Genomic DNA, 23359 nt, shown 5'->3' on the forward strand with positions numbered 1-23359 from the left:
CGTGTCGATAAAGAGGCAAATCGATCGCCCCAAGAGCAAAAGACTTTAGTCGGTCGGCAGTATCTTCCCAGGGTTCATTATGTTCTGTGGATCAAGCGCCTGCTTGATCGTGCGCATGATGTCGACGCTGTGGCCGAGTTCATGGCGCAGGAAGCCGATCTTGCCTTGTCCGATGCCGTGCTCGCCGGTGCAGGTTCCATCCATGCCGATCGCCCGCATGTTCAGCCGCGCGACAAACTCTTCCGTCTGCTTGATTTCCTTCGGATCGTCCGCGTCCATCAGCACCAGCACATGGAAATTGCCGTCACCGGCATGGCCGACAATCGGCGCGATCAGCCCCATCTCGGCGATGTCGGCTTCGGTTTGCGTGACGCATTCGGCAAAGCGCGAGATCGGCACGCAGACGTCGGTCGACAGCCCCTTGGCGCCCGGCCGCAGCGTCAGCGACGACCAATAGGCGTCGTGCCTGGCCTTCCACAGCTTCGTCCGCTCCTCGGCGACACTGGTCCACAGGAATGGTCCGCCGCCATATTCTTCGGCGATCGTGCCGAAGGCTTCGGCCTGCTCGGCAACGCCGGCATCACTGCCATGGAATTCGACGAACAGGCACGGGCTTTCGGGATAGTCGAGTTTCGAATAGCTCTTCATCGCCCGCATCTGCAGCGCATTGACCAGTTCGATGCGCGCCACCGGAATGCCCATCTGGATTGTCGCGATCACCGCATTGCAGGCCGCCTCGACGCTGGGAAACGGACAGACGCCGCCGGAAATCGCCTGCGGAATGCCCTGCAGCTTAAGCGTCAGCTGGGTGATGATGCCGAGCGTGCCTTCGGAGCCGATCAGGAGCCGCGTCAGATCGTAGCCGGCCGAGCTCTTTTTTGCGCGCTTGCCGGTCGTCACCGTTTCGCCGTCGGCCATTACCGCCGTCAGCGACAACACATTCTCGCGCATCGTGCCGTAGCGCACCGCATTGGTGCCCGACGCCCGCGTCGCCGCCATGCCGCCGAGCGACGCATTGGCGCCCGGATCGATCGGAAAGAACAGGCCGGTGTCGCGCAGGTGCCGGTTGAGATCCTCGCGCGTCACACCGGGCTCAACCGTGCAATCGAGATCCTGCGGGTTGACCGCGAGGATGCGGTTCATCCGCGACGTATCGACAGAAATGCCGCCACCCGGCGCGTTGGTGTGGCCCTCCAGCGAAGAGCCGACGCCGAAGGCGATCACCGGCACGCGGTGCGCGGCGCAGGCCGACACGATCTCCTGCACCTCCGGTGTCGTCTCTGGAAACGCCACGCCATCCGGCGCCTGGGTTGGAATGTAGGTGGTGGTATGCGCGTGCTGGGTGCGGATCGCCTGGCCGGTCTGGAACCGTTCGCCGAGCCGCTGCTTGAGGATGCCGAGCACCGCGGCGATGCCTTCTTCGTTGCGCTCGACCGGATTGAGGTCGCTCAGAGCCATCTATTCCTCCGCGAATGGACCAGCGTCCACCCTTGTTATGGACTTATGGATGCCTATCGCATCGGCCCGAAAATCGAAATCGATTTTCGGAAAGCACGATGCGAAGATTCAATGTGCTAGAGCGTACTTTGTGCGTCCAATTGGACGCACGTCGCTCTAGTCTCCCCGACCACGTCCTGTCCAGCCAGAAGGAAGTTTTCGATGTCCACCGCCGCCCCCTTCGCCTCTGCTCCCATGGCCATCGAAAAAGACTGGATCGACTATAACGGCCATCTCAACATGGCCTATTACAACGTGCTGTTCGACCGCTGTTCCGACGAAGCGTTCGAAATGATGGGGATGGGGCCGGACTATGCGAAGCAGCGCCGGCTGACCATCTACACGGCGGAAGTCCATGTCTGCTATATCAGGGAGCTACATCTCGACCACAAGGTCGATGTCTCGTTCCAACTCCTCGACCATGACGACAAGCGGCTGAGAGCCTACCAGGAAATCCGCCATGTCGACGGCTGGCTCGCTGCCACGTCCGAATCATTGTCGCTGCATGTCGATATGTCCGGACCGAAGGTGGCGCCCTTCCCGGCCGATGTCCTGGCCAAGGTCGAAGTCATGCGCGCCGCCCATGCGGCGCTGCCGATGCCTGAGCGCGCCGGCCGTTCGATCGGTATTCGTCGCAAGACGCTTGAGCCGCAGTCAGACCGCCGTTAACCTTACCAAGGTTTTAACGTGAACAAGCCGAATTGAGGCGTTGAACGACTCAGCCGGGTGTTCGAAAACCGTCCGCATTGCGATACTGGCGGCGGGGGCTGAAGCGGTTCGGGGAAATTGCATGAAAACCGATATCAAGGTCGAGGCGGACAAGCTGGCGGCCGATCCACGCATCAGCGACTACGATTTCTGGCGATCGCTGAAGAACCTCAACTACGAAATTTTTACCATCGCCAACAACAACGAGCCGATCCCTTTCGCCATGATCCGCTGGCGCGCCATCCTGAAGCAAGCGCGGATAAAGCGCGGCCACGCCTGACCGGTGCGGAAAGAAATACTTTCCGGTTTCCCCGCCCCGCTTGCCTTCCAACGTCGGTCGTTGGCGAAAGCCGAAGCGAAGTCCGCTCTCCCCCTTGCGGTGGAGATCGGCAGCTTTGCCAATGGTGCCTTGCTGACAAATGCTCACTCGCCCTTCAGCATCACGGCGGCTGCTTCACTGCCGCCAGCGGCGAACGCGCCACCACCGGCGACGACTGGATGATTGCGGTGTTGGTCATCGCAAACGGAATGATGCGGTCGATCACCCGTTCGAGTTCGGCCACCGAACCGACATGCGCCAGCGCGATGAAACAGTCCTCGCCGGTCACCCGATCGCACTGGGCGATTTCCGGCAAGTCGCGGATGATCTCGGCGACCGCAGCCAACTGCCCGGGCACCGGCCTGATCCGCAGCCATGCCGACAGCTTCATGCCGAGCGCGGCCGGGTTGATCCGAACAGTGTAGGCCTCGATCACGCCGCTCTCGTGCAGCCGCTTGATGCGTTCGGCCACGCTCGGCGCCGACAGGCCGACCGAGCGCGCCAGTTCAGCGGTGCTGGTGCGCGCATCCTTTTCCAGCAGGCGCAGGATTTTCAGATCCGCCGCATCCAGATCAACATTTTCGTTTCGAAGGCGTTTCAGGAAAAACTCCTTTGTTTAGGAGAACAAATTATCTCTTTGGCTGGCCGTTACCCACATAAACAGGTAAAATTGCCTGCGATAATGATCCTATGGAACATCAAGCGCAAGCCCCAGCTGCTATCCCTGCCCTCGCCGGCCCTGTCTTTGGCAGGCTGGCGACATCGCTGCCGCCGCATGTCTGGTTCGGTGTCAGCGCTGTGTTTCATTATCTCGGGCCGGCTTTCGCCGTGCTGCTTTTCCCGCATGTCGGCGTGCTCGGCATGGCCTGGCTGCGCATCGTCACGGCCGCCCTTGTCTTCGCGCCGCTAACCCGGCCGTGGACGGCCTTCGCCCGCGCCGACAGGCCGACATTGCTGCTGCTTCTCGGTTTTGGCGCCTGCCTCGGCGTGATGAATTGCTCCTTCTACCTGGCACTCGACCGCTTGCCGATCTCGCTGGTCGCGGCGATCGAATTCGTCGGCACCATCGGCGTTGCGCTGGTCGGCGTCAGAAGCCCGCGCAACCTCGCAGCGCTTGCCGTCGCCGTCACCGGCACCTTGCTGCTGATCGACGTCAAATGGTCAAGCGACCCGATTGGCCTGTTCTGGGCCTTCCTCAACGGCGCGCTGTTCGTCGGCTACATCGTGCTTGGCCATCGCGTTTCCCGCGCCGGCGCTGGCGAGGGCATCGCCGGCCTGGGCGCTGCCATGGCGGTCGCCTTCCTCATCGTGCTGCCGATCGGCTTCACCGATGCGCTGCCGGCTTTCTCGGCGCCGCCACTGCTCATCGCCGCCATCGGCGTCGGCATCTGCTCCTCGGTCATCCCCTATATCTGCGACCAGCTTGCCATGTCGCGGCTGCCGCGACCGAGCTTCGCGCTGATGCTGTCGTTGCTGCCGGTCACCGCCACGCTGATCGGCGTCATTGTGCTCCGCCAGATACCCAGCCCAACCGATTGCATCGGCATAGCGCTGGTGGTGGCCGGCGTCGCTTTTCACAAACCGGCAAATGCCTGATCAGGCAAGCTTCTCCTTGAGAAAGGCGATCGTCCGGCCCCCGGCGAGGTCCGCCGCGTTCTTGTCGTAGCGAGCCGCCGACGTGTTATTGTTGAAGGCATGATTGGCGCCTTCATAGACATGGATCGTGTACTCGACTTCGGCTGCATCGAGCTCCTTCCTGAAGGCGTCGATACCGGCATTGATGCGGGTGTCGAGCCCGGCATAATGCAGCAGCAGCGCCGCCTTGATCTTCGGCACATCCTCGGCCTTCGGCTGCATGCCGTAATAGGCGACAGCGGCAGCCAGATCCGGCGCATTGGCAGCCAGTGTGTTCACCGTGGCGCCGCCCCAGCAGAAGCCGACCGCGCCGACCTTGCCGTTGCCATCCTCGCTGCCCCTAAGGAAAGCGACCGTTGCGACCGCATTGGCAGTGGTTTGCGCCGGATCGAGCTTGGAAAACTGCTCGCGCGCCTTGTCTTCGTCGGCCGGCGTGCCGCCGAGCGGCGACAGGAAATCCGGGGCGAGCGCCACGAAGCCTTCCAGCGCCACGCGCCGCGCCACATCGCGTATATGCGGGTTGAGCCCCCTGTTCTCATGCACGACGATGACGGTGCCGAGCTTGCCGGACTGGCCAGCCGGCTTGACCAGATAGCCTTTCATCTCGCCACCGCTGCCGGGATAGCTGATGTCCTCGCCCGTCACGCGTGAATCGTCCTCGGCAACTATCGCCGCCCGGGCTGAATTCGCCGCCAGCAGCGGCGCGATTGCGGCGGCCGCCGCACCTGATCCGGCAAGCCTGGTCAATTGTTCCATGAAGCGCCGCCGGTCGAGCGTCAGATGCGTGTATTCGTCATACGCGTCGATCATAGCCTGGGTAATGGCGGGTCTGTTGACGGCGGGGTTGGCAGGGCTCGGTTTTGTCATGGCGCTCTCCTCGGCTTCGGGAACATGTCCGCCGCGCAAGATAGGGTAGAAGCCCGCACGGTCCAGTCACGGATCGGTGAGGCGCTGCTGACGCGAGCGCAGGTCCGCCAGACCGGCGGCTGGTCCAGGATGACACCGTTCGACTGGTGCGCTGTCCCACTTGCTCCGACCCGCCGTGCCTGTCGAGCAGGCCGGCGCTATGGCTGGCGTGCCATAGGATTTGCAACTCCCCCGGCTGGACAGAGAACAAAACGGAGACACTTCTGGCCTTTCGCTGCCGAATCACTACATTCGGGGGAGATGTCCGGCTTTTCGGAAGATATGCCTTTTTTTGATGAACCGAACGCGCGGCCCGTGGCCCCGTCGGGCATTGCTGCGCGCGCCATGGCTGCCCGCAGCGGCCATGCCAATGCGCCCGATTATCTGAACGGGCTCAACCCCGAGCAGCGGCTGGCGGTGGAAACCACCGAGGGTCCGGTGCTGGTGCTGGCCGGCGCCGGCACAGGCAAGACGCGCGTGCTGACCACCCGCATCGCTCACATCCTCGCCACCGGCAAGGCCTTCCCGTCGCAGATCCTCGCCGTCACCTTCACCAACAAGGCGGCGCGCGAGATGAAGCAGCGCATCGGCCTGCTGATCGGCGAAGGCAATGTCGAGGGCATGCCGTGGCTCGGCACCTTCCACTCGATTGGAGTGAAGCTGCTGCGCCGCCACGCCGAACTTGCCGGGCTCAGATCCGACTTCACCATTCTCGACACCGACGACGTCGTGCGCCTGATCAAGCAGCTCATCCAGGCCGAAGGGCTGGACGACAAACGCTGGCCGGCCAAGCAGTTCGCCCAGATGATCGACGGCTGGAAGAACAAGGGGCTTGGCCCCGCCGAGATTGCCGAGGGCGACGCCCGCGCCTTCGCCAACGGCAAGGGGCGTGAACTCTACAAGGCTTATCAGGAGCGCCTGAAGACACTGAACGCCTGCGACTTCGGCGATCTCCTGTGCCACCCGATCCGTATCTTTCGCGCCAATCCGGACGTGCTGAAGGAATACCACAAGCGCTTCCGCTACATCCTCGTCGACGAGTACCAGGACACCAACACCGCCCAATACATGTGGCTGCGGCTGCTGGCGCAGCGGCCGGATGCGGGACGCACTTCAACATCAGCGGATTTGCGTTCGGCCGAAGGCCGCAAGCCCGACCGGGCGTCGGCCGGCCAGGCCGCCCCCGCGGAGGCCAGCGAGCGAAGCTCGCGCGCGGCCGTGAGCGAAAATAAAATCAACATCTGCTGCGTCGGCGACGACGACCAGTCGATCTATGGCTGGCGCGGGGCCGAAGTCGACAACATCCTGCGCTTCGACAAGGATTTCCCCGGCGCCGCGATCATCCGGCTGGAGCGCAACTACCGCTCCACCGCGCACATCCTCGGCACCGCCTCCCACCTCATCGCCCACAATGAAAGCCGCTTCGGCAAGACGCTGTTCACCGAAAAGATCGCCGAGGACGACGAGAAGGTGCATGTCCATGCCGCCTGGGATTCCGAGGAAGAGGCGCGCGCCGTTGGCGAAACCATCGAGGCCTACCAGCGGCAGAAGCACGATCTCAACGATATGGCCATTCTTGTCCGCGCGTCCTTCCAGATGCGCGAGTTCGAGGACCGCTTCGTCACCCTTGGCCTCAACTACCGCGTCATCGGCGGCCCGCGCTTTTACGAGCGCCTCGAAATCCGCGACGCCCTGGCCTTCTTCCGCGTCGTCGCGCAAGGCGCAGACGACCTCGCCTTCGAGCGCATCGTCAATGTGCCGAAGCGCGGGCTGGGCGAAGCCACCATCCGCCAGATCCACGACACCGCCAGGGCGCTGCGCATCCCGATGCTGGAGGCTGCAGAAAAACTCGCTGAGAGCGACGAGCTGAAGCCAAAGCCGCGCGCAGCGCTGCGCGAAGTCGCCGCCAATTTCGAGCGCTGGCAGAAGGCGCTGGAGACCACGCCGCACACCGAGCTGGCCGAGACCATCCTGGAGGAGAGCGGCTACACCGACATGTGGAAGAACGACCGCTCGGTAGAAGCGCCCGGCCGGCTGGAAAACCTCAAGGAACTGATCCGCTCCATGGAGGAGTACGAATCGCTGCGCTCCTTCCTCGAACATGTAGCGCTGGTGATGGACGCCGAGCAGAACGCCGAGCTCGACGCCGTCAACATCATGACGCTGCATTCGGCCAAGGGCCTCGAATTCGAGACGGTTTTTCTGCCCGGCTGGGAGGAAGGACTGTTCCCGCATCAGCGCGCGCTCGACGAGGGCGGCCGCTCCGGGCTGGAGGAAGAGCGGCGGCTGGCCTATGTCGGGCTGACCCGCGCCAAGAAGAACCTGCATTTGTGGTTCGTCTCCAACCGCCGCATCCACGGCCTGTGGCAATCGACGATCCCGTCGCGCTTCCTCGATGAATTGCCGGAAGCCCATGTCGAGGTCGCCGAGAGCGGCAACTCCTATGGCGGCTACGGCAATGCCTATGGCGGCTGCTCCTTCGCCTCCGGACGGGGCGGCCAGGCGGCAGGACGGCAGAATCCTTACGGCGCTTCGCGCTTCGACAATGTCGGCGCAGAAAAATCCGGCGCCTTCTCCAGCGCCTATGCAACGCCGGGCTGGCAGCGCGCGCAGCAGAACCGCACCGAGGCGACCGACCGCAACTGGGGCTCGCGCTCCGGCCACCAGGTCGAGCGCATCGGCTATGGCGAGACCGACAGTGGCTATGGCGCCGGCCGCACCTCGATCAAGGGCCGCACCATCGACGGCGAGCTGGTCGCCAAATCCGTCGCCGACACGCCATCCCCCTTCAATGTCGGCGACCGCGTCTTCCACCAGAAATTCGGCAACGGCAACATTTCGGCCATCGACGGCAACAAGCTGACCATCGACTTCGACAAGGCCGGCCAGAAACGCGTGCTGGACGGGTTTGTTACCGGGGTTTGAGCGTCCCTCTCACCGATACCGCGCCTGGTTCCATTTGTGGCCGAGCAGCGACAGGATGATGATCAGCCCGTTGAAGAACTGGACATAGAAGCCGCTCAGGCCTGCCGCGACGACGCCGGTCTGGATGAATGACACGGTGACGGCGCCGATGGCGCCGCCGACCACGGTGCCGACGCCGCCCCAGGTCGGCGTGCCGCCAACGAACACCGATGCCAGCACCGGCAGCAAATAGCCGTCGCCAGCCGTCGGCCACCAGGTGAAGTTGATCATCACCGAGAAGGTGCCGGCGATCGCCGCCCCGATGCCGACGAAGACGAATACTTTCACCCGCACGCGCTTGACGTCGATGCCCATCTGCTGGGCGCTGTCGGGATTGTCGCCGACCACCTTCACCTGCGCGCCGAAACGATGCCTGTTGTAGAGCAGCGCCGACAGCACGACAAAGCCAATGGCCCAGAAGATCTGCACCGGGATGCCGTAAAGCTGGCTGGAGAAGATCTTGTAGGCCCAGCTGTCGGCAAGGCTGGTCAGCGCCGTCGACCTGCCTTCGTTGATGATCTGGATCAGGCCGCGCAGCAGGAAGTTCATGCCGAGCGTGGCGATCAGCGACGACAGCCCGCCGTAGACGACCAGCGACCCGACAAGGAAGCCGAGCAACGTGCCCGTTGCAATGGCGGCGGCAATACCGAGAAACGGGTCGTAGCCGGCCTGCACGACCAGCGCGAACACCCATGAGGCAAAACCCATCGTCGCCGGAAACGACAGGTCGATCTCGCCGCAGGTGACGACGAAGACCAGCGGCACCACCACGAACAGCGCAACCGGCAGCGTGGTGAGCACGGAACTGTAGAGATACCAGGTGGTGAAGACGGTCGGGTTGGCGATCATGAACACCGTCATCATCACCACGAACACCGCAAGCGTGCCAAGTGCGGCGCGGTTGTCGAGGATGAAGCCGCGCATCCAGTGATCGGATGGGTGTTTCCACTCTTTCCGGGGATTGCCGGGACGGGAGATGCCTGCGGACGGCTCTTGCAGATCGGGCTCCATCGTCTTGCTCATCGTGCTCTCTGCTCCGGGTCGCCGGCGTCGTGCAGTCCCGGCAATCCACCCGGATGCGCGACGTCTTCCATGAAGTTGATGAGGTCTTCGGCCGACTTGACCTGGCTGCGGTCGGCGGTGAGCGCCACCTTGCCGCGGTCCAGCACGACGAAACGATCGGCGATGTCGAAGACGTGGTGGATGTTGTGGCCGATGAACAGGATCGACCGTCCGCTCGCCCGCACCTGGCGCACGAAATGGAAGACCTTGGCGGTCTCGGTCAGCGACAGCGCCGTCGTCGGCTCGTCGAGGATGATCAGGTCGGCCTGCTTGTAAATTGCCCGGGCGATCGCCACGCCCTGGCGTTCGCCGCCGGAAAGCTGGCCGACGATCGATTGCGGCGTGAACACTTTCGAGGTGAAGCCGATCTCGCGCATCAGCCGGCTCGCCTCCTCGATTTCCTTGTTGACCTTCAGCCAGCCGAGAAAGCCGGTGAGTTCGCGGCCCATGAAGATGTTGCGCACGATCGTCTGCTGCACGGCCAGCGCCCGGTCCTGGAATACCGTCTCGATGCCGGCGTCGCGCGAGCGCGCGGCGCTCCAGCCGGTCACCGGCTGGCCGCGGATGAGGATCTCGCCGCTGGTCGGTTTGACCACGCCGGAGAGGATCTTGATCAGCGTCGACTTGCCGGCGCCGTTGTCGCCGATCAGGCCGACCACCTCGCCGCGGTCGACGCTGAGATTGACCCCACCCAGCGCATAGACCTGACCGTAGGACTTGCTGATGTCGCGCAGCTCTATAAGGCGTTCTGCCATGGCGATCCTCACTTGGTTCCGGCTGCGGTCGGAAGACCGGCAGCCGTGTCAAAAGGTCAGCGCAGCGCCTGCTTGGCGAGTTCGGCGACGATCTCGTAATTGTCAGGCGTGACGAAGCCGGCGCCGGTGTCGACATCCATTGGCGCCAGGCCCAGCACCACCTGCTGGCAGAGGCTGAGGATCGGCAGATAACCCTGCAGGAACGGCTGCTGGTCGGCCGTCAGCTGGACCCAGCCGCCCTTGAAGCCCTCGATGATCTGCGGGCTGGTGTCGAAGCCGAAATTGAAGATATCGCCAGCCTTCCTGCCCGCCGCCTGCATGTAGGTCGGGACGTTGCCCAGCATCTGTCCGCCGGGATAGCCAACCGCCTTGACATCGGGATTGTTTAGGAGTGCTGCGGTAATCACCGGAATGGCCAGATTAGGGTCGGAAGCCCATTCGCCGCTCGGCGGCGAGGAGAGCTGGATGACCTCGACGCCCGCCTCTTTCAGGGCGGCGACCGTGCCGCGCTCGCGCGCGCCGCGGCTCTCGTTCTCGAACGGGCCGATCATGATCGCCTTGTCGCCGGCCTTGAGCCCGGCCAGCTTGAACGCCTCGGCGCCGAGCGCGCGGCCCTGCTCTTCCTGCTGGGCGCCGACATAGCCGCCGCCGAACGCTGCCGTGACCTTCGGCACCGGCACGTTCTGGTACATCATCCTGATGCCGTCCTTGTGCGCCTGTTCGGCCAGCGGCATGATCGAAGCATCGCCTGGGTGGCCCATCATGGCGATGCCGCCGGGCTTGACCGCGACGGCCTCGCGCAATTGCTGCACCATCTTCTCGACATCCCACTGGGAGAAGATGTAGTCGACCTTCGGCCCAAGATCGGCCTCGGCCTGCTTGGCGCCATTGTAGACGATGGTGCCGAAGGCGTCGCCCTCGGCACCGCCGACGAAGAAGCGGATGTGGACGTCCTTGCACCACTGGGCATCGAGCGCCTGGGCAGGCAAGGTGGAGATTGCGGCGGCGAGCGCCGTGGCGGCCGCCATGACGGTCGAGCGCAGAACTGTCCTTCTCATCGTGATGCTCATGCACTTATCCTCCCTTTGTTCCCTCGCAAGCCGAGGGGTCTTCGACGAATGCTTCGGCTTCTCGCCGCAATGCTTCGCTGGCCGGCTCCCTGTTTGATGCATGTCGTTGTCGCAAAACCGCTGCACACCTTGGGTCAGGCCCGAGGGCATGCTTTTGCGCGACATGCATTAGCCTCACGCCGGGTTCGGCAGATACGTCGCACCTCCCCGGCATTGCTTGAGGTAGTCCAGCGCCCGAACTTGCCCTGTAATCTCAAGGTCGCCGCGATAGACCGGGTCGTGCCAGCCTTCGATGTCGATGGCGCCCCTGTATCCGGCCAGCCGCAATTCGCTGATCACCCGCGTCCAGTCGCTGTCGCCGAAGCCAGGCGTGCGCATTTGCACGAACGGCAGCCGGCCGAACACGCCATGCTCGCGGATCACGTCCCAGCGCACCGTCGCGTCCTTGCCGTGGACATGAAAAATGCGCGGCGCCCATTTGCGGATCTGCGGGATCGGATCGATCAGGTAGACGAGCTGGTGGCAGGGCTCCCATTCCAGGCCGAGATTGTCATCGGGCAATTCATTGAACATCAGCTCCCAGGCGTCCGGATTATGGGCGATGTTCCAGTCTCCATCGGCCCAGTTGCCGTCCATCGCGCAATTCTCGAAGGCGATGCGCACGCCCTTGTCGGCGGCGCGCCGGGCCAGTGGTCCCCAGACCTCGCGGAAGCGCGGCAGGCTGTCGGGCAGCGGCTTGCCGCGGAGGCGGCCGGTGAAGCCGCTGACCATCGCGGTGCCGAACAGATGCGCATGGTCGATGGCCGTTTCCCAGGCATCAAGCACGCCGCGATCGACATCGCCGCTTTCCAGCGGATTGCCGAAGACGCCGAGCGAGGAGACGACGACGTCGGCGTCGCCGATCGCCTCGCGGATCTGGCCGGCCAGCCGTGGAATATCCTTGCCGCCCAGCGTCTGCCAGAAGAAGGGCTGGATGCTTTCGAAGCCGAGCGGCAGGATCGCCTTGATATAGGCGGCCGGGTCATCGAGATTGGCCCGCACCATGGTGCCGATCCTGATGTCGAGAAGCGGGTTTGGCATAGTCACCCTTCCTGTGCGATCGCGACCCGGCGCCCGGTTTCGGCGCTTTCGATCGCGGCAAAGACCATGGCCAGGCTCTTGATGTTGTCGGCGCCGCGCGTCTCCGGCTCGCTGCCGGTTTCGACGGCGCGAACAAAATCCTGGATGATGCCGAGATGGCCGCCGATGCGGTCATTGGGATCGAGCGGCGGCACGGCGAGCGGCTCTGTGCGATCGAACAGGCCTTCACGGATAGGCCGCGCGACTTCCGCCCTCAGCCCATCCTCACCGTCCCAGACCAGGCTGCCGTGCTCGGCGACGATGCGCCATGTGCTCTCCCAACTGGTGCGGAACCCGTCGGCGCACCAGGAGCCGGCATAGGTGAACAGCTTGCCGCGGCCGAGCTCGAAGATTGCGGTGGCCGACGATCCCTGCCGGTACCAGGAATTGACCGGCTCCCATTCCTGGCAGTAGACGCTGGCCGGCGCGCCGCCGACCATGTAGCGGGCGGCGTCGAAAGTATGGATCGCCATGTCGAGCAGCAGGACATGGCGCATCTCCTCGCGAAACCCGCCGAAATGCGGCGCGACGAAGAATTCGGCGTGGATGCTGGTTGGCGCACCGATGGCGCCGGAATCGAGAAAACGCCTGATGCGCCTGACGTTGGCGACATAGCGGCGGTTCTGGACGACGGCGTGCACGCGCCTGGCGCGTCGGGCTGCCTCGACGATGGCGCGCGCGTTCTCCGGGCTGTCAGCCAGCGGCTTCTCCGTCAGGAGGTGACAGTGATGCGCAAAGGCCGAAAGCGCGACATCGCGCCGAGCCGCCGGAACCACGACGTCGAACACAGCGTCGGGCTTGGTCTGGTCGAGCACGGCGTCAAGATTGGTCCCGGCAATGGCGCCGACAAGCTCGTATTCGCGCGCCCTTGCCTTCGCCCTGTCGGCGTCGAGGTCGACAAGGCCGACAATAGCCAACCCGTCGATCTGCCTCGCCGCATCGAGCCAGTGCTTGCTCATCGCTCCGCAGCCGACCAGGACGACATTCATCATCCAGCGCTCCTCCTCCGCTCGGCCCCTCCAGACCGATCGTCACGGCATTCACGGCATGACCGTAAACGTTTTTCCGTAAACGTTTACGAGAACACACCGGAAGGCGTAGAATGTCAATTGGCCGCTCGCGAAAATCACCTAGATCACCTTGGCCTGAAGAGCGGCCGATGATAGCCAGGCAAGGGGGAGAACTGTCCTTTGGCGTCCAGCATCCACGACCTTGCGCGTCACCTGAACATTTCGATCGGCACCGTGTCGCGCGCGCTCAACGGCCGTGCCGACGTCAATGCCGACACCCGCCAGCGCGTGCTCGATGCGGCGGCAAAGCTGAACTATTCGCCGAACCAGTCCGGCCGCAGCCTGCGTCGCGGCGCCACCCACTCGATCGCCTTCATGCTGCAGCCGCACCCGGGCGACCAGCAATATGGCGAGCCGTTCTTCATTCCATTCCTGACCGGGCTGCAGGCGAAACTCGCCGAAAGCGGGCTCGATCTGATCGTGGTGATGGGCGCGCCGGGCGACTACCAGCAGGAGCGCCTGCGCCGGGTGGTCGAGACGCGCCGGGCCGACGCCGTGGTGCTGGCCTATACGCGTCGCGAGGACGAGCGCATCGATTACCTGACCAGGGTCGGATTCCCGTTCGCGACGCTCGGCCGCAGCCGCTCCGGCGGCAAGACCTATCCGTCGCTCGACCTCGATTTCGAAAAAGCCGGGGCCGACGCGGTCGACCGCCTGGTGGCGCGCGGCCATCGCCGCATCGCCGCCATTCGCCCGTCCCTCAACCTCAATTTCGGCTATCTGTTCCTGGCCGGCTATCGCAAGGCCTTGCGGCGGCACGGCATCGAGGTCGACCCCGGGCTGATCGCGAAAGGCTTCATCAATGAAGCCGGCGGCGACGCGGTGACGCCGCAGGTCATGCGCTCCAAGGACCCGCCGACCGCCATCATCTTCAACAATGACGCGATGGCACTCGGCGGCTGCAAGGCGCTGGCCGAGATGGGCATCAAGCCGGGCCACGACATTGCGGTGATCGTCATCGTCGACACGCCGCTCTGCCGCTATTTTTCACCGGCACTGACCGCCTTCCGCCCTCGCCTGGAGCCGATGGGACGGCGGCTTGCCGAAATGTTGCTGGCGTCGATCCCGGCCTTCGCCGGCCCCGAAGGCGCGCGGATCATCCGTGAGGTCTGGCCGCTGGAACTGATCGCGCGCGACAGCGATTGATGATGGCCAGCCTTCCCTCCAGCCACGTCGATCGCCTAGGATGAGTCAGGCGCAGCAGGGGAGAATCCATGGGCAAGGGACGGGTCGAGGCATTTTCCGATGGCGTCATGGCCATCATCATTACCATCATGGTGCTGGAATTGAAGGTGCCGCATAGCGCGGATTTTTCCGCGCTGGCACCGCTATGGCCCACCTTTCTCAGCTACGTGCTGTCCTTCATCTATGTCGGCATCTACTGGAACAATCTGCACAACATGTTCCACACCGTGCAGCGGGTCGATGGCCGCGTGCTGTGGGCGAATTTGCATCTGCTGTTCTGGCTGTCGCTGATGCCCGTGACCACGGCCTTCATGGGTGAAAACCATTTCGCGCCGGTGCCTGTGGCCGTTTACGGTGTTGTCCTGGCGCTTTGCGCGGCCGCCTACTTCATTCTGGTCGTCCTCCTGCACCGGCTGCATGGCAACGACACTGCCTTCGCCAGAGCGGCAGGCACCGATCGCAAGGAAAAGATCTCGGTGGTCCTCTACATCGCCGCCATTCCACTGACGTCAGTCAATCAATGGATCAGCGTCGCGCTCTATGTGCTGGTTGCCATGATCTGGTTCGTGCCGGACAAGCGTTTCGAAAGGCAGATCGAAAAATAGGTCCGCCCTATCCCCGCATCGCCTTCAGCTTTTCCGCCACCGAGGCCGCAAGGTCGGCATAGCGCTCCTCCAGCCGCTCGGCCGCCTTGATCACCGAAAAATCATGGCCGAATTTTTCCAGCGCCATGCGCAGCTTCTCGACGAACTCCGCCTGCTTTTCGAGCGCCGAAAACAGCGTTCTCACTTGCGCTTCGCTGATGTCGGGATTGGCAAGCATTTGCGGCACCTCACGGCTCATCTGGTCGCCGGTGGCGGTCTGTTCTTTCAGGATCTCGATCCAGTCGGTCAATCGGTAATCTCCTTCTTACGCGGACAGCATGCGCAGCGCCTGCCGATGTGGTCAACCCAAGGACGCCCAAACGGGCTTGCGCGAGCCTGTCGCCGCGTTAAGTTCGGCGCAACCTGAACGAGGACACGATCGATGACCACCGACGCCGAAATCCAGAGCGCTTTGCCTGCCCTTGGCTCCGGCAACGTTGCCGTCATCACCGGCGGCGCCAGCGGCATCGGCCTTGCCGCGGCCAGGCGGCTGGCGGCAATGGGCCTGAAAATCGTGCTTGCCGACATCGGCGGCGCGCGGCTCGACGAGGCTGCCGGCGCCGTTGCAACGATTGCCGGCGACAGCGCGGTAATCGCGGTCGCCACCGACGTCTCGAAAGCCGACGAAGTCGACCGGCTGGCCGAAAAGGCATTCGATGCCTTCGGCGGCGTGTCGCTGTTGATGAACAATGCCGGCGTCGGCAACAATCCCGGCAAACCCTGGGAGAACCGCGACGCCTGGAAGCGGCTGCTGGACATCAATTTCTGGGGCGTCGTCCATGGCGTCGAGGCCTTCGTGCCACGCATGCTGGCTGCAGGAAAACCGGGCCTGATCGTCAACACCGGCTCCAAGCAAGGCATCACCACGCCGCCCGGCAACCTTGCCTACAACGTCTCCAAATCGGGCGTGAAGAGCTTTACCGAAGGCTTGGCGCATGCGCTGCGCAACGAGCCCGGCGGAAAGATTGCTGCGCATCTGCTCATTCCGGGGTTCACTTTTACCGGCCTGACCGAGGGTGCAACCGAAAAGCCCGCCGGCGCCTGGACCGGCGAGCAGGTGATCGACTTCATGCTGGCCGCGCTGGTGCGTGGCGACTTCTACATCCTGTGCCCCGACAACGAGGCGACGCGGCCTATGGACGAAAAGCGCATGGCCTGGGCGATCGGCGACATCATCGAAAATCGCCCTGCTCTGTCGCGCTGGCACCCGGACCACAAGGACGCTTTCGCGGCGTTCATGGAAAGCTGACGCTCACGCCGCATGCGTCTTCGAGCCGCGCTTTTGTGCAGTGGCTTTCATGCCCGCCGTATCATGCCGTTTCGCCGCCTGTTCACATTTTTTGCGAATCTCCTCGACCTCGGATTCGGTCAGGTGCTCGATGCCGATAAAGGTATTGTGAGCTTTGCCGACCCGGATCAACTCGTCGAGTTTCGTTTGAATCGCCGTGCAGTCGCGGTTCTGGGTGTTCTGGATGAGGAACACCATCAGGAAGGTGACGATCGTCGTGCCGGTGTTGATGATGAGCTGCCATGTATCGGAAAACCCGAACATCGGTCCGCTTGCCGCCCAGACAACGATGATCAGAAAACAGACGGCGAATGTCGCCGGCAGACCGGCAAGATGGGCAACGTAGGTGGCGATCCTGGTGAAAAGCTTCTCCATCATGGCAGGAGAAACAACCAGCATCCGCTCCGGGTTCCCTCCTTTCACCGACGTAGCCGTTTAGAGACCCGCAAGGATCAGGGGATTTCGTGCTCCCAGCGGTCGAGAAAGGCCTCGATGGAAAGCGCCTGCATGTCGGGAATGGCCCTGGCGAGTTTTTCGACCGACCAGTCCCACCAGCCGAGGCTTTCAATCCGCGCAGCGGTTTTCTCGGCAAAACGCTGGCGCAGCGGCTTGGCCGGAACGCCGGCGACGATCGCATAGGCAGGTACATCGCGCGTCACCACCGCATTGGCGCCGACGATCGCGCCATTGCCGATGGTCACATCAGGCATGATTACCGCGCCATGGCCGATCCAGACGTCGTGGCCGATGGTGACGGACGTCGCCCGCCGCCGTTCGCGGAACGCCGCGTCGACGCCCAGCCAGCGAAAATACTCGTTTGGCCGGTAGCTGACCTTGTGCTGGGTCAACCGCTCAATCGGATGCTCGAGCGCGTTGATACGGCTGTTGGCGGCGATCGAACAGAACTTGCCTGTTGTCGTGTAGATCGCCTCGGCATGGCGCTCGAAATAGGAGAAGTCACCGACTATGACTTCGCGCAGGATGACCCGCTCGCCGATCGAGGCGTAGCGCCCAAGCTTGCATGCCTTCAATTCCGCGGTCGGATGAATGCGCGGCTCGGGGTCTTTCAGGACAAGATTTTCGGGACGGTCCATGCCGGCGGCTTTACGCCCGAGCGATTGGTCCCGCAAGCGGGGACCAATCGTCGTCACCTGTTTCCAGAGCCTATTTCGGCTTGCCGTTGGTCCACACCACGTTCTGGCCATAGAGCGGCACCGTGGTGACCGACATTTTCGCCGAACCGTCCTGCACCTGGCGCGAATGCGACAGATAGATCAGGGTCTCGTTGGTCTTGTCGTAGATGCGGTTCACCACCTGTTTCTTCCAGATCAGGCTGATGCCTTGCTTGAACACCTCCTCGCCGGCCTCGCTCATGTCGATGTCGCCGATGGTGATCGGCCCGGTTTGGCGGCAGGCGATCGAGGAATCGGATGGGTCCTCGAACCAGTTGCCCTTTTGCAGGCGGTCGATCACGCCACGGTCGAAATAAGAGACATGGCAGGTCACGCCTTCGACCTTCGGGTCCTTAATCGCCTCGACGATGATGTCGTTGCCGAGCCAGTCGACGCCGACCTTGCCGACCTCCTGGGCGACAGCCGCACCAGCACCGACGACAAGGCACGCGGCCAAAGCGCCGCCGATCAGTTTTCGCCCAATCAGTCCTTGCCCAATCAGTCCTTGCAAGAAAGCCTCCTGCCGTTCGAGTTTTGCCGACCTCAGGTGGGACGGGCGGCAGCACTTTGCAAGCGGATCATTTTTTAAGAGAAAGCCGGTTGCGGCAACGCGACATCTTTGCGCGAGCGAGATCAAACCGCTAAGAGTGTTCGCCCAACAAGCTCCAAAGGCGCCGACACGGCGCCAATGAAAATCGCGACGGACAGCCAATTGATGATGCGTTCAATACTGGTCGGCATTCTCGTCCTGATGGCGGCGGGCATCGGCTGGCTCACCTTCGAGTGGTACCGTGGGCATTATGGCGGCGAGCCGTTCGGCGCGCCGTTCACGCTGGTCGACCAGAAGGGCGCTCCGATCAGCGAGGCTGCCTTTCGCGGCCAGCCCAGCGTCGTCTTCTTCGGCTTCACCCACTGCCCGGAAGTCTGCCCGACCACGCTGTTCGAACTGGCCGGCTGGCTGAAGACGATGGGCGACGATGGCAAGAACCTGCGCGCCTATTTCGTGACGGTCGACCCGGAGCGCGACACGCCCGAAATCATGAACGCCTATATCAGCAACTTCTCCGATCGCATCCTCGGCATCACCGGCGACCCGGACAAGGTCCGCGCCATGGCCAAATCCTTCGGCATCTATTCGAAAAAGGTCGATACCGGCAACGGCGACTACACGATGGACCACACTGCTTCGGTGCTGCTGCTCAACGCCAGGGGCGATTTCGCCGGCACCATCGCCTATGGCGAAAGCCCGGACGCCGCCATCGCCAAGCTCAAGCGGCTGGCGGCAGGTTAGTGCATGGTCCCGAACCGACGGTCCGCGCCAGCGAAAAGTGGGAACCGGTTTTCGGACAAGATCATGCTCACGAAGAAAATCGTTTGATGACCCAAACGCGGCTTTATTTCAGCACTGGAAAGATCGAGGCCGACCGTATCTTCGCGGCGTTCGAAGCGGCATTCGAAGATGAGGGCCTGCCGATTGGCTTGGTCGAAGTCGACGAGGACCGCGACATCCACGAAGTGTCACTCTATGCCGACGGCGATGTCGATGCCGTCGAGGCGCGCTTGAAGGAGATCCTTGCCGGGCTGGCCCTGTCGAGGCCGATTGCGCGCGAGCCCGTGCCTGATATCGACTGGGTGACGCGTTCGCTGGAGGGACTGAAGCCGGTGCGCGCCGGCCGTTTCTTCGTCCACGGCGCGCATGACCGCAGGAAGCGCCACAGCGGCGAACTCGCCATCGAGATCGAAGCGGGCCTCGCCTTTGGAACCGGCCATCACGGCACCACCGCCGGCTGCCTCGAAATGCTGGAACAGGTCGTGCGGCGCGAACGCCCGCGCAACGCGCTCGACCTCGGCACCGGCAGCGCGGTGCTGGCCATCGCGCTGGCCAAGCTCGCCCATATTCCGGTGCTGGCGACCGACATCGATCCGGTCGCCACAAAAGTCGCCGCCGCCAACGCGCGGCTCAATCACGTCAAGGCGCTGGTGGAGACGGTGACGGCGCCGGGCTTCCACCATCCGATTTTTGCCGCGCGCGGCCCTTTTGGCCTCATCGTCGCCAATATACTGGCGCGGCCGCTGATGCGGCTGGCGCCCGAAATGGCCAGGCATGTCGGTTTGGGCGGCTCGATCGTGCTGTCGGGCATCCTCGACCGGCAGCGCGACGCGGTGATCTCCGCCTATGTCGGCCAGCAGTTCCGCCATGTCAGGACGTTGCATCGCGAAGGCTGGGTGACGATCCACCTCAAGCGGTGACGCGCAGCGCCTTCAATTGCACGCCGCAAATTCGCTCAGACATAGCGCGACCTTGCCGCCTTCTTCAGTTCTTCGCGATCGTAGCCGTTCGCTTTCAGCGTTTCGTCGTCAAAGCCAAGCAGAACCCCGCTCACATAGCGGCTCGCTTCGCGCTGGCGCGCTTCGATCAGAGCGTTCACGGCGCTTCTGAAAAATCCGCGTCTGGCTGAAATCGTGGACATGATGGTCTCCTTTGCAGGGCAGTAAGACTCGTTCCTCCACGCCAAAAAGGTAAGCTCTGCTGACCTTTTTTTAAATCGCTGATTCTGCATGGCGTCCATGCGCAAAAGCGATGCTGGACCGAACAGGGCAATCACTGCAGGCAAAAGAGGGCCTCCCAGCTCACGTAGAATGACCACCGTCGATGTCGGCGCTGCCCCTCATTGCCCTGCCGGGCATTTCTCCCCGTATAGTGACGGGGAGAAAAACGCCTTCGCGAACGATTTCGCCAATCTCCAGCGTTGCGGAAAGGATGCCGAGGTTGCGGTCAGCCCCTTCTCCCCGTCACTATACGGGGAGAAGATGCCGGCAGGCAGATGAGGGGCAGCGCAGACCTGAAGCGATTGCCCTGCTGGACCGAATTCGGCCGGCGCCTGGCGTAGCAAAAGTCGATTCCGATTTTCGGGGTCATGCGCTACGGTCGCGCCAAAGCATCGGGCCCAAAAGTGGAAACCGGTTTGGGAAAACCCGATGCTCAAACAAAAGGCTAGATGTGAGCGGCGGCACGGTTCGACTTGAAAGTCCGCCGCTCACATCCAGCATCCGAGGAGAGGCCATGATGTTCCAGACCTTTGATTCCGCAGGCGACCCCGCCGTCGGCAAGCCACGTGTGGCGTTGCTGCGTCAATGGCTGGCGGCCAACGGGCTGGACGGCTTCATCGTGCCGCGTGCCGACGAGCATCAGGGCGAATATGTCGCCGACCGCTCGGCGCGGCTGAAATGGCTGACCGGCTTCAGCGGCTCGGCCGGCGTCGCCATGGTGCTCGGCGACCGTGCCATCATGTTCGTCGACGGCCGCTACACGCTGCAGGTGCGCCACGAGGTCGATCTCGACATCTTTTCGATCGAAAGCCTGGTCGACAATCCGCCCGCCACCTGGATCAAGGACAATCTCGGCAAGGGCGTGCGGCTTGGCTTCGACCCGTGGCTGCAGACGATCGGCGACGTGAAAGCGCTGAAAGCGTCGGCCGAAAAATCGGGAGCGACATTGGTGCCGCTCGAGAGGAATCCGATCGACGCCATTTGGGAGAACCAGCCCGAACCGCCGCTGGCGCCGGCCGAGCTTCATCCTATCGGCTTTGCAGGCGAATTGGCCAAGGACAAGCTGGCGCGGCTGGCCGAGTCGATCGGCAAGGATGGCGCCACCCATGCCGTGCTGACCGACCCGTCCTCCATCGCCTGGGCCTTCGACATCCGCGGCGGCGATGTGCCGCACACGCCGCTGGCGCTCGGCTTCGCCGTGCTCGCCGCCGATCGATCGCACCTGCTTTTCATGGACCAGCGTAAGTTTTCACGCACCGTCGCGGCCTATCTGACGCAGCTCGCCGAATTGCACGAACCCGGTGAATTCGAAGCTGTTATCGCAGCCCTGGCCAAGGGCGGCGCGAAGATCGCGCTGGATCCGGTGCTGGCGGCGGAGAAGCTCAGGATGCTGGTCGAGGACAATGGCGGCACCGTCATCACTGCGCCAGACCCTGCCCGCATTCCGCGCGCGACGAAAAACCAGGCCGAGATCAACGGCGCCCGCGCCGCGCACCGCCGCGATGGCGCCGCGGTCGCCAAGCTGCTTTGCTGGCTCGACCGCCAGGAACCGGGCAAGCTCGACGAGATCGCGGTGGTCACCAAGCTCGAGGAGTGCCGCCGCAGCACCGGCGAGGAAACACAGATGCCGCTGCGCGACGTGTCCTTCGACACCATCGCCGGCGCCGGCCCGAACGGCGCCATCATGCACTACCGCGTTTCCCGCGCCACCAGCCGAAAGCTTCAGTCTGGCGAACTGTTCCTGCTCGATTCGGGCGGGCAGTATCAGGACGGCACCACCGACATCACCCGCACCGTACCGATCGGCACACCGACCGAGGAAATGCGCGAACGCTTCACGCTGGTGCTGAAGGGCATGATCGGCATTTCCATGCTGCGCTTTCCCCCGGGCACGCGCGGCTCCGAGATCGACGCCGTGGCGCGCCTTGCCCTGTGGAAACACGGTTGCGATTTCGCCCATGGCACGGGCCATGGCGTCGGCTCCTATCTGGCCGTGCACGAGGGCCCGCAGCGCATCGCCAGGACCGGCACCGAAAAGCTGCTGGCAGGCATGATCGTCTCCAACGAGCCGGGCTACTACAAGGAGGGTTCTTACGGCATTCGCGTCGAGAATCTCATACTGGTGAGGCCGGCCGAGCCGATAGAGGGCGGCGACATCGCCGTGCATGACTTCGAGACGCTGACGCTGGCGCCGATCGACACCAGGCTGGTGCGATCCGACCTGTTGACGCGCGACGAGCTGCATTGGCTCGACACATACCACGCCCGCGTGCTGGCCGAGATCGGACCGATGCTCGACGGCGAGACGCTGGCCTGGCTGGAGAAGGCAACCGCACCGCTGCCGCACGACCAGAAGATTTGATTTCTCGGAAAGACTGGTGGCTCAGCTAGGGACCCAGGATGCCGGTCCGCGGCAATGGCCTGCGGCCTTATCGCTGCCTTCTAACCTCCAAGGGTCGCCGACGGATTTCGCAGCGAAACTCGTTGAAGACACATGGCGGGTGCAGGGTGACGGTCGTGTCGGCACAAGGTCTGGCGTGGTGGAACGAGAAGGCAGAGCGTGGGCGAAACCGACGAGCGGCTGCTGGCGCTGATCGCTCAGAACAATGCGGCCGCGGTGGAAGCCATGGTCGAGCGCAAGCTGCCGCGGCTGATCCGTCTCGCCACGCGAATGCTGGGCGACCGCGGCGAGGCCGAGGATGTCGCGCAGGAGACGTTCTTGCGCATCTGGCGGGCGGCTCCGGGCTGGCGCGCCGGCGAGGCGAAGTTCGACACCTGGCTGCATCGCGTCGCACTCAATCTCTGCGCAGGCGGCGGGAGACGCCGGTGGCGGAACTTCCCGATCGCCCCGACGAACGCCCGGGCGTGGAAGCGGATATGCTCGCGGCCGACGATCAGCACCAGGTGCGGCGCGCGCTGGCCGAGCTGCCGGAGCGCCAGCGCGAGGCGATCGTGCTGCAGTATTATCAGGAGCTTTCGAACGGCGATGCGGCAGAGGTCATGGGCATCAGCATCGAGGCATTGGAAAGCCTGTTGTCGCGGGCGCGGCGGCAGCTGCGCTCCAGGCTCGGACGAGACAGGGACGAAATGACATGACTCCAGAGAGGTTTTCCGAGCTCGTTGCCGCCTATGGCGGGTCGCCGCAGCGCTGGCCTGAAAACGAGCGCACGGCAGCGCTGGACTTCATCGCCGCCAATCCGGCTCAAGCCGAAGCCGCGCTTGCACCGGCGGTGGAGCTCGACGATCTGCTGTCGCGCATCGCGTCGCAGCTCCGGACGACGCGCTCGCGCGAAGGATCATCGCCACAGCGCCGGGGGGGGGGGGGGGGCGCCCCCCCCGCGGGGGGGGGGGGGGGGGGGTGGGGGGGGGGGGGCGGGGGGGGGGGGGGGGGGGGGGGGGGGGGGGGGGGGGGGGG

24 protein-coding genes and 1 pseudogene are annotated in these 23359 nt (G+C 63.7%); 12 read left to right on the plus strand and 13 right to left on the minus strand.

Going from position 1 to position 23359, the window contains the following annotated elements; translation table 11 throughout:
- Positions 1 to 45: 45 nt before the first annotated feature.
- Positions 46 to 1458 carry an FAD-binding oxidoreductase gene (locus tag AC0L2M_RS05370; RefSeq protein WP_473534259.1) on the minus strand — a complete coding sequence of 471 codons (1413 nt, stop codon included), beginning with the start codon at positions 1456 to 1458 and terminating at the stop codon, positions 46 to 48.
- A gap of 201 nt (positions 1459 to 1659) precedes the next feature.
- Here AC0L2M_RS05370 and AC0L2M_RS05375 point away from each other — a divergent pair, with 201 nt between their 5' ends.
- Together AC0L2M_RS05375 and AC0L2M_RS05380 are read left to right on the plus strand one after the other, a co-directional pair.
- Positions 1660 to 2166: a thioesterase family protein gene (locus tag AC0L2M_RS05375; RefSeq protein WP_287282163.1), complete on the plus strand. Its 507-nt coding sequence runs from the start codon at positions 1660 to 1662 to the stop codon at positions 2164 to 2166.
- A 121-nt stretch (positions 2167 to 2287) separates the two neighbouring features.
- Complete coding sequence (locus AC0L2M_RS05380) at positions 2288 to 2485, plus strand: hypothetical protein (protein ID WP_287173462.1); 198 nt, start codon at positions 2288 to 2290, stop codon at positions 2483 to 2485.
- Positions 2486 to 2645: 160 nt separating this feature from the next.
- Here AC0L2M_RS05380 and AC0L2M_RS05385 read toward each other — a convergent pair whose 3' ends face one another.
- Positions 2646 to 3125: an Lrp/AsnC family transcriptional regulator gene (locus AC0L2M_RS05385; RefSeq protein WP_023798773.1), complete on the minus strand. Its 480-nt coding sequence runs from the start codon at positions 3123 to 3125 to the stop codon at positions 2646 to 2648.
- 89 nt (positions 3126 to 3214) lie between these two features.
- Between AC0L2M_RS05385 and AC0L2M_RS05390 the strand changes: the two genes are divergently transcribed.
- Entirely contained in the window at positions 3215 to 4120 is a 906-nt protein-coding gene (locus AC0L2M_RS05390; protein WP_473534260.1) for an EamA family transporter, read from the plus strand.
- Here the strand turns inward: AC0L2M_RS05390 and AC0L2M_RS05395 are convergent, their stop codons facing one another.
- Entirely contained in the window at positions 4121 to 5026 is a 906-nt protein-coding gene (locus AC0L2M_RS05395; protein WP_473534261.1) for a dienelactone hydrolase family protein, read from the minus strand.
- 300 nt (positions 5027 to 5326) lie between these two features.
- On the opposite strand from AC0L2M_RS05395, the gene AC0L2M_RS05400 reads away from it, so the two are divergent.
- On the plus strand, positions 5327 to 7990 hold the full coding sequence (locus AC0L2M_RS05400) for an ATP-dependent helicase (RefSeq protein WP_473534262.1): 2664 nt from the start codon (positions 5327 to 5329) through the stop codon (positions 7988 to 7990).
- A gap of 9 nt (positions 7991 to 7999) precedes the next feature.
- Here AC0L2M_RS05400 and AC0L2M_RS05405 read toward each other — a convergent pair whose 3' ends face one another.
- The 5 genes from AC0L2M_RS05405 to AC0L2M_RS05425 form a co-directional block, all read right to left on the minus strand.
- Positions 8000 to 9052, minus strand: coding sequence for an ABC transporter permease (locus AC0L2M_RS05405; protein WP_128167121.1), 1053 nt, complete (start codon positions 9050 to 9052; stop codon positions 8000 to 8002).
- A complete protein-coding gene (locus tag AC0L2M_RS05410) occupies positions 9049 to 9846 on the minus strand; it encodes an ATP-binding cassette domain-containing protein (RefSeq protein WP_077383235.1) in 798 nt (265 codons plus the stop codon). The genes AC0L2M_RS05405 and AC0L2M_RS05410 overlap by 4 nt, the downstream gene beginning before the upstream one ends.
- A gap of 56 nt (positions 9847 to 9902) precedes the next feature.
- A complete protein-coding gene (locus AC0L2M_RS05415) occupies positions 9903 to 10916 on the minus strand; it encodes a substrate-binding domain-containing protein (protein WP_473534263.1) in 1014 nt (337 codons plus the stop codon).
- A gap of 174 nt (positions 10917 to 11090) precedes the next feature.
- On the minus strand, positions 11091 to 11996 hold the full coding sequence (locus tag AC0L2M_RS05420; protein WP_287173470.1) for a sugar phosphate isomerase/epimerase family protein: 906 nt from the start codon (positions 11994 to 11996) through the stop codon (positions 11091 to 11093).
- Positions 11997 to 11998: 2 nt separating this feature from the next.
- Positions 11999 to 13027 carry a Gfo/Idh/MocA family protein gene (locus AC0L2M_RS05425; protein WP_473534264.1) on the minus strand — a complete coding sequence of 343 codons (1029 nt, stop codon included), beginning with the start codon at positions 13025 to 13027 and terminating at the stop codon, positions 11999 to 12001.
- A gap of 198 nt (positions 13028 to 13225) precedes the next feature.
- Here AC0L2M_RS05425 and AC0L2M_RS05430 point away from each other — a divergent pair, with 198 nt between their 5' ends.
- Both AC0L2M_RS05430 and AC0L2M_RS05435 read left to right on the plus strand, forming a co-directional pair.
- A complete protein-coding gene (locus AC0L2M_RS05430; protein WP_128167132.1) occupies positions 13226 to 14251 on the plus strand; it encodes a LacI family DNA-binding transcriptional regulator in 1026 nt (341 codons plus the stop codon).
- A gap of 68 nt (positions 14252 to 14319) precedes the next feature.
- Positions 14320 to 14895 (plus strand): TMEM175 family protein, encoded by a 576-nt coding sequence (locus AC0L2M_RS05435; RefSeq protein ID WP_287173475.1) that lies wholly within the window; start codon positions 14320 to 14322, stop codon positions 14893 to 14895.
- A gap of 7 nt (positions 14896 to 14902) precedes the next feature.
- On the opposite strand, the gene AC0L2M_RS05440 is transcribed toward AC0L2M_RS05435, so the two are convergent.
- Positions 14903 to 15184, minus strand: coding sequence for a hypothetical protein (locus AC0L2M_RS05440; RefSeq protein ID WP_128167136.1), 282 nt, complete (start codon positions 15182 to 15184; stop codon positions 14903 to 14905).
- A gap of 132 nt (positions 15185 to 15316) precedes the next feature.
- On the opposite strand from AC0L2M_RS05440, the gene AC0L2M_RS05445 reads away from it, so the two are divergent.
- Complete coding sequence (locus AC0L2M_RS05445) at positions 15317 to 16183, plus strand: SDR family NAD(P)-dependent oxidoreductase (RefSeq protein ID WP_473534265.1); 867 nt, start codon at positions 15317 to 15319, stop codon at positions 16181 to 16183.
- A gap of 3 nt (positions 16184 to 16186) precedes the next feature.
- Here AC0L2M_RS05445 and AC0L2M_RS05450 read toward each other — a convergent pair whose 3' ends face one another.
- The 3 genes from AC0L2M_RS05450 to AC0L2M_RS05460 all read right to left on the minus strand — a co-directional run bounded on the left by AC0L2M_RS05450 (position 16187) and on the right by AC0L2M_RS05460 (position 17905).
- A complete protein-coding gene (locus AC0L2M_RS05450) occupies positions 16187 to 16597 on the minus strand; it encodes a low affinity iron permease family protein (protein WP_473534280.1) in 411 nt (136 codons plus the stop codon).
- Positions 16598 to 16674: 77 nt separating this feature from the next.
- Positions 16675 to 17316 (minus strand): LbetaH domain-containing protein, encoded by a 642-nt coding sequence (locus AC0L2M_RS05455; RefSeq protein ID WP_236386109.1) that lies wholly within the window; start codon positions 17314 to 17316, stop codon positions 16675 to 16677.
- Between the two features lie 70 nt (positions 17317 to 17386).
- Positions 17387 to 17905, minus strand: coding sequence for a CreA family protein (locus tag AC0L2M_RS05460; protein WP_287071432.1), 519 nt, complete (start codon positions 17903 to 17905; stop codon positions 17387 to 17389).
- Positions 17906 to 18109: 204 nt separating this feature from the next.
- Between AC0L2M_RS05460 and AC0L2M_RS05465 the strand changes: the two genes are divergently transcribed.
- Both AC0L2M_RS05465 and AC0L2M_RS05470 read left to right on the plus strand, forming a co-directional pair.
- Positions 18110 to 18685, plus strand: coding sequence for an SCO family protein (locus tag AC0L2M_RS05465; protein ID WP_091594485.1), 576 nt, complete (start codon positions 18110 to 18112; stop codon positions 18683 to 18685).
- A gap of 86 nt (positions 18686 to 18771) precedes the next feature.
- Entirely contained in the window at positions 18772 to 19644 is an 873-nt protein-coding gene (locus AC0L2M_RS05470) for a 50S ribosomal protein L11 methyltransferase (RefSeq protein ID WP_287237255.1), read from the plus strand.
- A gap of 35 nt (positions 19645 to 19679) precedes the next feature.
- On the opposite strand, the gene AC0L2M_RS05475 is transcribed toward AC0L2M_RS05470, so the two are convergent.
- The gene (locus AC0L2M_RS05475; RefSeq protein ID WP_353682784.1) at positions 19680 to 20009 is read right to left on the minus strand and encodes a hypothetical protein; all 330 of its coding nucleotides are present in this window, start codon (positions 20007 to 20009) and stop codon (positions 19680 to 19682) included.
- Positions 20010 to 20458: 449 nt separating this feature from the next.
- On the opposite strand from AC0L2M_RS05475, the gene AC0L2M_RS05480 reads away from it, so the two are divergent.
- The 3 genes and pseudogenes from AC0L2M_RS05480 (at position 20459) to AC0L2M_RS05490 (ending at position 23040) form a co-directional block, all read left to right on the plus strand.
- Positions 20459 to 22306 carry an aminopeptidase P family protein gene (locus AC0L2M_RS05480; RefSeq protein WP_473534266.1) on the plus strand — a complete coding sequence of 616 codons (1848 nt, stop codon included), beginning with the start codon at positions 20459 to 20461 and terminating at the stop codon, positions 22304 to 22306.
- Between the two features lie 309 nt (positions 22307 to 22615).
- A pseudogene (locus AC0L2M_RS05485) lies at positions 22616 to 22717 on the plus strand (sigma factor); the annotation flags it as partial.
- A gap of 53 nt (positions 22718 to 22770) precedes the next feature.
- A complete protein-coding gene (locus tag AC0L2M_RS05490) occupies positions 22771 to 23040 on the plus strand; it encodes a sigma-70 family RNA polymerase sigma factor (RefSeq protein ID WP_353843274.1) in 270 nt (89 codons plus the stop codon).
- Positions 23041 to 23359: the final 319 nt, after the last annotated feature.

The organism is Mesorhizobium sp. WSM4806, from assembly GCF_055811635.1.